The sequence below is a fragment of the Neisseria sp. P0001.S005 genome, from assembly GCF_051963715.1.
On record NZ_JBQCTZ010000179.1, the window covers coordinates 1 to 6928 of the forward strand.

The 6928-nt window shown below is 50.1% G+C and carries 9 protein-coding genes; 6 read left to right on the plus strand and 3 right to left on the minus strand.

Features of this window, described 5'->3' with window-relative positions; translation table 11 throughout:
• Positions 1–95: 95 nt before the first annotated feature.
• The 3 genes from ACTHSP_RS16015 (at position 96) to ACTHSP_RS16025 (ending at position 1967) form a co-directional block, all read left to right on the plus strand.
• Positions 96–692: a DUF4240 domain-containing protein gene (locus ACTHSP_RS16015; RefSeq protein WP_377073764.1), complete on the plus strand. Its 597-nt coding sequence runs from the start codon at positions 96–98 to the stop codon at positions 690–692.
• 178 nt (positions 693–870) lie between these two features.
• Complete coding sequence (locus ACTHSP_RS16020; RefSeq protein ID WP_036493644.1) at positions 871–1320, plus strand: DUF3290 domain-containing protein; 450 nt, start codon at positions 871–873, stop codon at positions 1318–1320.
• Between the two features lie 14 nt (positions 1321–1334).
• Positions 1335–1967 (plus strand): DUF421 domain-containing protein, encoded by a 633-nt coding sequence (locus tag ACTHSP_RS16025; RefSeq protein WP_049336846.1) that lies wholly within the window; start codon positions 1335–1337, stop codon positions 1965–1967.
• A gap of 72 nt (positions 1968–2039) precedes the next feature.
• On the opposite strand, the gene ACTHSP_RS16030 is transcribed toward ACTHSP_RS16025, so the two are convergent.
• The 3 genes from ACTHSP_RS16030 to ACTHSP_RS16040 form a co-directional block, all read right to left on the minus strand.
• Positions 2040–2411: a DUF488 domain-containing protein gene (locus ACTHSP_RS16030; protein ID WP_107867926.1), complete on the minus strand. Its 372-nt coding sequence runs from the start codon at positions 2409–2411 to the stop codon at positions 2040–2042.
• Between the two features lie 63 nt (positions 2412–2474).
• On the minus strand, positions 2475–3257 hold the full coding sequence (trpC, locus tag ACTHSP_RS16035) for an indole-3-glycerol phosphate synthase TrpC (RefSeq protein WP_440346435.1): 783 nt from the start codon (positions 3255–3257) through the stop codon (positions 2475–2477).
• A gap of 143 nt (positions 3258–3400) precedes the next feature.
• Positions 3401–4873, minus strand: coding sequence for a malate:quinone oxidoreductase (locus ACTHSP_RS16040; RefSeq protein WP_070588207.1), 1473 nt, complete (start codon positions 4871–4873; stop codon positions 3401–3403).
• Positions 4874–5307: 434 nt separating this feature from the next.
• On the opposite strand from ACTHSP_RS16040, the gene ACTHSP_RS16045 reads away from it, so the two are divergent.
• The 3 genes from ACTHSP_RS16045 to ACTHSP_RS16055 all read left to right on the plus strand — a co-directional run.
• A complete protein-coding gene (locus tag ACTHSP_RS16045) occupies positions 5308–5802 on the plus strand; it encodes a hypothetical protein (RefSeq protein ID WP_070588206.1) in 495 nt (164 codons plus the stop codon).
• Positions 5803–5884: 82 nt separating this feature from the next.
• Entirely contained in the window at positions 5885–6514 is a 630-nt protein-coding gene (rsmG, locus tag ACTHSP_RS16050; protein ID WP_049359315.1) for a 16S rRNA (guanine(527)-N(7))-methyltransferase RsmG, read from the plus strand.
• A 67-nt stretch (positions 6515–6581) separates the two neighbouring features.
• A partial coding sequence (locus ACTHSP_RS16055) for a ParA family protein (protein ID WP_440346436.1) occupies positions 6582–6928 on the plus strand: 347 nt, incomplete at its 3' end.

Here is a 6928-nt window from a genome sequence, read left to right on the forward strand (position 1 = left end):
TTTTCGTGCGTGAAGCCTACGTCGTCATTTTGGAAAAAGAACGTGTTTAAACTCGGCGTCTATGCCTGTCTCGGATTATTCGGAAGATTGGAGCTATGACAATCAACGATTTTTGGAACATCATTGATCAAGCACGTCCTGAATCTCGCAATATTGGGGAATTCAACCAAAACTTGAATCGGTTATTGGAATCTTTACCAGATGAGGATTTATTATATTTCGATTATTTCTTTAAGATGTACGAATGCACAATTATTGCTAGTCCCAATAGATTAATTTGGTCTGCGCTATCTTTGGTGTACGGTGGTAAGCATAAATATAATACTTATGGCTTTGCGGCTTGGCTAATTTTGCAAGGTCAAAGCAACTATCTTGCCGTTTTACACGATGCCGATCGGCTGGCTGATACCGAAGCCACTCTAAACTATTGCAGTGGTAACTTGAAAGGACATGAGCATGAGTTTCCTGAACAACGTTACTTGGCAGGCAGAATATACCGCAAGAGAAACCGTATCGGTATTCGCGCATTCGAAAAAACTACCAAAGAATTTGCCCAAAAAGCCAACACAGAATGGCAAAAAATCGAACAGCAAGAATTAAACTCTCCCACCTTTCAGTCCAATAGAAATTGGACACTGGAAGATCTTGCCGTGATACTACCCAATACCTATCAAAAATATATATGTGTATGAATGTACAATTAAATACATATCCGAAAAGAAAATGAAAGACGACGGATTTATCAACTGATACCGCTTTAAAAACACCCTATTTTGAAAACTTAACGCAACATCCTTGTTTAATAGACAAGGCCGTCTGAAATGTAAGTTTCAGACGGCCTGATTACCTTCCTCAAAGCTAACAAATACCATGAAATTCTTTTCCCACTTTTATCTTGAAAACCATATGTATTTCAACGACTACTTGAAATACATCCTGATTTTCGCCGCCCTCGTCATCCTCCTGCTCGCCGTATCGCAATACCTGCGCCACCGCATGGACACCAAATACCGCGACCTGAGCATAATTGCGCTGTTGCTGCTCATCCTCATCTGCGGCACGCAATATCTTTCATACAGCGAGCGTCAAAACTTTGCCGCCGATACTTCGCGCATGGTGGGTTTTCTCAATGCCTTGATTGAAAACCAAAAAGTTGAAAAACAAGACATCATCGTCAACAGCACGCGCCTGTTCAACGGCATGATTATCGGCATTAAAAACCAATACTACGAAGTCCATTTCAATCAAGACTTCTCCGCCTACACGCTGACGCCCATCAATTTGGTCAACAACAATATCGAACTCATCGATAAAGAATAACAGGATACACACACATGGAAGCATACTCCCTGCTCGCCCTCAAACTGCTGATGGGTATTTTAGGTTTGATTTTGCAAATCAACCTCTTAGGTAAAGGCAACCTCGCGCCGACCTCCGCCATGGACCAAGTGCAAAACTATGTACTCGGCGGCATCATCGGTGGCGTGATTTACAGCGACAGCGTCGGCCTGTTGCAATTTTTCCTCGTGCTGATTTTGTGGACTCTGTTGGTCTTGAGCCTGAAATTCATCAAAAACCACAACCGCTGGGTCAAATCCATCATTGACGGCAAATCCGTCTGGGTTATCGTCAACGGCAAAATCCAAACCGATGAATGCATGAAAAACGGCATCAGCGCACACGACCTCATGTTCAAACTCCGCGCCGCCGGCATCTACGAAATCTCTGCCGTCAAACGTGCCGTGATGGAACAAAACGGCCAGCTCGCCGTCATTAAGTACGGCGACGAAAGCCTGCGCTATCCACTGATTACAGACGGCCAAGTTGACCCCGACATCCTCGAAATCATTAAGCGTGATGAAGAATGGCTGCAACAGGAACTTGACCGCCTCCACCTTGAAGCCTCGCAAGTCTATATCGGCGAATACATAGACGGAAAATTGGTGGCACACCGTTATCCTTCTTGATTTGAAAATAGCAGGCCGTCTGAAACCTTGATTTCAGACGGCCTTTTTGTATTCAGCCCAAACACTGATTTTTTAATCACGATATTCAAACCTTGCACCCAAAAATTGAGCCAGCGCAGAGACGTGGGAATGTCGGGGATCTTTGACGGCGGTCAGCAACAGGATATTGCCGTGCTGTTTTTCCAAATCCAGCAGCCGCTTGATGGCGGCCTGCTCGGTATCGCCTTGCAGCTCTTCATGATAACGGCTGACAAAACTGTCAAAATTCTCAGTCGGATTTTCGTGATACCAGCGACGCAGGTTTGCACTGGGTGTAATGTCTTTCAGCCAAAGCGCAGTGGCAAAAACCTCTTTGCGGACGCCGCGCGGATAGAGGCGGTCGATAAAGACGGCGGTTTGTTTAGAATCGGGTTGATAGGCGTAAATGCGCTGTACGGTAAACATTTTTTCTCGTCTCCAATGGATTCAGGCCGTCTGAAAATTCAGACGGCCTGATGTTTTTTAGGTTTAGAACAGTTTTTTGACTTCTGCTTCGATATCGTCGGCACGCATAAAGGTTTCGCCGATCAGGAAAGTATGCACGCCGTGGCCGCGCATGAAATCGACGTCTTCTTTGTTGCGGATGCCACTTTCGGTTACAACGGTTTTGCCGTTTAATTCAGGCAAGAGGTCGAGGGTTTGTTGCAGGGTTACTTCAAACGTACGCAGGTTGCGGTTGTTGACGCCCCACAACGGCGTGGTCATGTTGCGGCATTTTTCCAGCTCGGACGCATCGTGCAATTCCAACAATACAGTCATGCCCAATTCGTGGGCAACGGCTTCAAAACGCTCAAGCTGCTCTGCTTCCAATGCGGCGGCAATCAGAAGAACTGCATCTGCACCCCACGCGCGCGCCTGATAGATTTGGTATTCGTCGATGATAAAGTCTTTACGCAAGACCGGCAGCGCCACGGCCGCACGCGCCTGTTTCAAATACTCGGGCGAGCCTTGGAAGTAAGGTTCGTCCGTCAACACGGACAAGCAGGCCGCTCCGGCTTTTTCATAGGCAGCGGCGATTTCAGCAGGATGAAAATCAGGACGGATCAGGCCTTTGCTCGGGCTGGCTTTTTTGACTTCGGCAATAATGGCTGGCAGATTCTGCGCGTGTTTTTCACGGATCGAGCCGATAAAGCTGCGAACCGGCGCAGCAGCCTGCGCTTGGGCTTTGATGTCTTCCAAGGAAACGGCGGCTTTTTGGGCGGCTACTTCTTCTGCTTTGGTGGCAAGGATTTTGTTGAGAATATCGGTCATGGCGTTTTTCTATTGGGGCTGATTTTCGGGTTTGAATCGTACAACATGCTGTTGCAGATTAGATTTCAGACGGCCTGAATGCCGTTATTTTAATGGTTTGAAAAAAGGCGGGCAAGAATGCCCGCCTTTGTGTCTGCTTCAATTTAGTGATGAATGCCCAAAACGGTCGCGTTGTAGCTAATGATTTCGTCCGCCAAAGTCGGATTGTCGTTCAGCTTGATACCGTAGCCGGGCACCAATTCTTTCAGACGGCCTGACCATGATTCGGCATGACCTGGGAAGCATTGGTTGATCAGCTTAATCATCAAAGGTACGGCGGTTGATGCACCTGGGGACGCGCCCAGCAATGCGGCCAGCGAGCCGTCGGCATGGGCGACGATTTCGGTACCGAATTGGAGTACACCGCCTTTTTTCGGGTCTTTTTTAATGATTTGTACGCGTTGACCGGCGGTAATCAGTTCCCAATCGTCAGGATTGGCTTCCGGATAATACTCTAAGAGCGAAGTGAAGCGTTCTTCTTTGGTTTTACGCAATTCACCCAAGAGGTATTTGGTCAGCGGCATATTAGCCCAACCGGCGCGGAGCATAGGATAGAGGTTGTCCATGTGGATAGACATCGGCAAATCCATGAGCGAGCCTTGTTTGAGGAAGTTGGGACGGAAGCCTGCATACGGGCCGAACATCAAATGGCGTTGGCCGTCCACGTTGCGGGTATCCAAATGCGGAACGGACATAGGGGGCGCGCCGACGGAGGCTTGGCCGTACACTTTGGCGTTGTGTTGCGCGGCCGTTTCGGGATTGCTGTTGCGGAAGAAGAGGCCGGAAACAGGGAAGCCGCCGTAGCCTTTGCCTTCGGGGATACCGGATTTTTGCAGCAGGGTCAGTGCGCCGCCGCCTGCGCCGAGGAAGACGAAACGGGTGCGGAGTGTCAACGGGTCGTCATCGTCTTTGGTGCTGCTGGTTTTCAGCACCCATGCGCCGTCCGATTCGCGGTTGAGGTCGTCGACATGACGGTTGAATTTGATTTTTACGCCTTTGTCGCTCAAGTATTTGACCATCTGGCGGGTCAGGCTGCCGAAATCGACGTCTGTGCCTTCGGCGGAGTAGTTGGCGGCAATGGATTGGTTTTCATCACGGCCGTTGACAACCAGCGGCGCCCATTCGGCAATTTTGGCGCGGTCGGTAGAAAACTCCATTTTTTCAAAGAGTTTTTGGTTTTTGAACACGTCGAAACGTTTTTGCAGATAACTGCAATGGTCGGCGTTCATCACCAGCGACATATGGGGAACGGAATTGATGAAAGTGCGGTCGGTCAGTTTGCCTTCTTCGACCAAAGTCGCCCAAAATTGGCGGCTGATATGGAATTGTTCGGCAATATTGAGGGCACGGGTCGGATCGATCGTGCCGTCGGCAGTCAGGGGCGCATAGTTCAATTCACACAGCGCAGAGTGTCCCGTACCGGCATTATTCCATGCATTTGATGATTCCAACGCTACATCTTCCAAGCGTTCGATCAGGGTGATTTCCCAAGATGGTTCGAGTTCTTTGAGCAATACGCCCAAAGTGGCGCTCATAATGCCGCCGCCTACTAATACGACATCGGTTGCTTCAGCCATGGTTTTACTCCTACTAAAGTCAGGCATGGTTTGCCTTGTGGTTATCTATCATTATAAACAACTGATTTCATAGGAATTATTTTGTATTTTTGTTGTGTGTGAAACTTTTGTTGCCTGCTGAGTTTCCGAGCGTAAATGGCGGGAGGCAGTTTCGGTTTGGGTTCCAGATTTCAGGTCTTTATAATATGTTATTGAGAATTTAGTAGATTTTACGGAGAAATGCAAAGATTTTCTGTTCGGTTCATATAAAAATAAGAGATTAGGCCGTCTGAAAACGTTTTCTTAACCTTTATCCGCCAACGTTTGCTAAGAAAAAAGAATTTTTCATTTCTTTTTTAATTGACCGTTTTTGTCAGCAATTTCAGCGCTAACAAACGTGAATCAACCGCCAATCTGCTATCATTTCGACTTATCCCACAACAAGGCAAACCGCCATGTATCTGACACAAGAAAAACCCTACCGCCCCCTATTGGTCGCACTGATGTTCCTCACCCTGCCGCTGGCGATGATATTGCACAATATCGTGCAAATCGCCTTTTCAGACGGCCAAGGCCTGCTGATAACGGTCAAAGACGGCACATGGGCATGGCAAAGCGGTTGGCAGGACTCCGTTGCATGGTTCGTCTGCGGCATGTTTGCCTTCCTCAACCTGCCGATTGCCGGCGGACTGACCAAGCTGGCGTATAAAAAAATGATGCGCCGGCATTCGCGTTACGCCATCTTCCTTGCCGGGGTCGCAGCGTGTGCCTCGGCGGCGGCAGGATTGATTTTTGAAGCCATCTTAGGCAATGCCGCATTGGCCGGTATGCGCGGGCAAGGCGTGTTCTACTACACACTCTCCGTATGGATCATCGCCATGCTGACCCTGCCCAAACAGCTCACGCGCGCACCGGAGCAGCCCATCGTCTTTCACAAGATGAAACGTTGATTCAACAGGCGCAAACATTTTCAGACGGCATGCTTTCCGTTACCATTACATCCAACGCGTTTTAACCAATAAGGAATAACAAATGAATCAGGCGCAACAGCTCCGCGACGGCATACAGGCACTGGGTTTGGACATCGACGAAGCCAAACAGGCCAAACTTCTAGACTATGCCGCCCTGCTGCAAAAGTGGAACAAAACCTACAACCTGACCGCCCTGCGCGATCCCGCCCAAACCGTCAGCCATCACCTGCTCGACAGCCTGACCCTCTTGCCCTATATCGAACACGCCCAAACCATGCTCGACGTCGGCTCCGGCGGCGGACAGCCCGGCATACCCACCGCCATCTGCCGCCCCGACCTCGACATTACCCTCCTCGATGCCAACACCAAAAAAACCGCCTTTCTGCAACAAGCCGTCATCGAACTCGGCCTTAAAAACGTCCGCGTCATCAGCGGCCGCGTAGAAGCCGCCGCCGACTGCCGTGCCGACGTCATCACCAGCCGCGCCTTTGCCGAACTCGCCGACTTCGTCAACTGGACCGAGCACCTCCTCAAAGACGGCGGCTACTGGGCGGCCATGAAAGGCATATACCCGCAAGAAGAAATCGACAAACTGCCCGAAAGCGTCGCCGTCGAAAAAGTCGAAGCATTGCACGTCCCCCAACTCAATGCCGAACGCCATATCGTCATTATCCGCAAAAAGGCCGTCTGAAAACAACCCAAGCATACCGAATAACGGTACAATCCAGCCATCCACACTTAACACGACAGCAAAGCACATGAGCGCACAAATCCTCGCCGTCGCCAACCAAAAAGGCGGAGTCGGCAAAACCACCACCACCGTCAACCTAGCCGCCTCCCTGGCCTCCAAAGGCCGCCGCGTCCTCGTCGTCGACCTCGACCCCCAAGGCAACGCCACCACAGGCAGCGGCATCAACAAAGCCACCATCGAAAACGGCGTTTACCAAGTCGTCCTCGGCGAAACCGACATCCCCAACGCCGTCGCCCGCAGCAAAGAAGGCGGCTACGACGTATTGGGCGCCAACCGCACACTGGCCGGCGCAGAAGTCGAACTCGTCCAAGAAATCGCACGCGAAATCCGCCTCAAAAACGCCCTGCAGCTCGT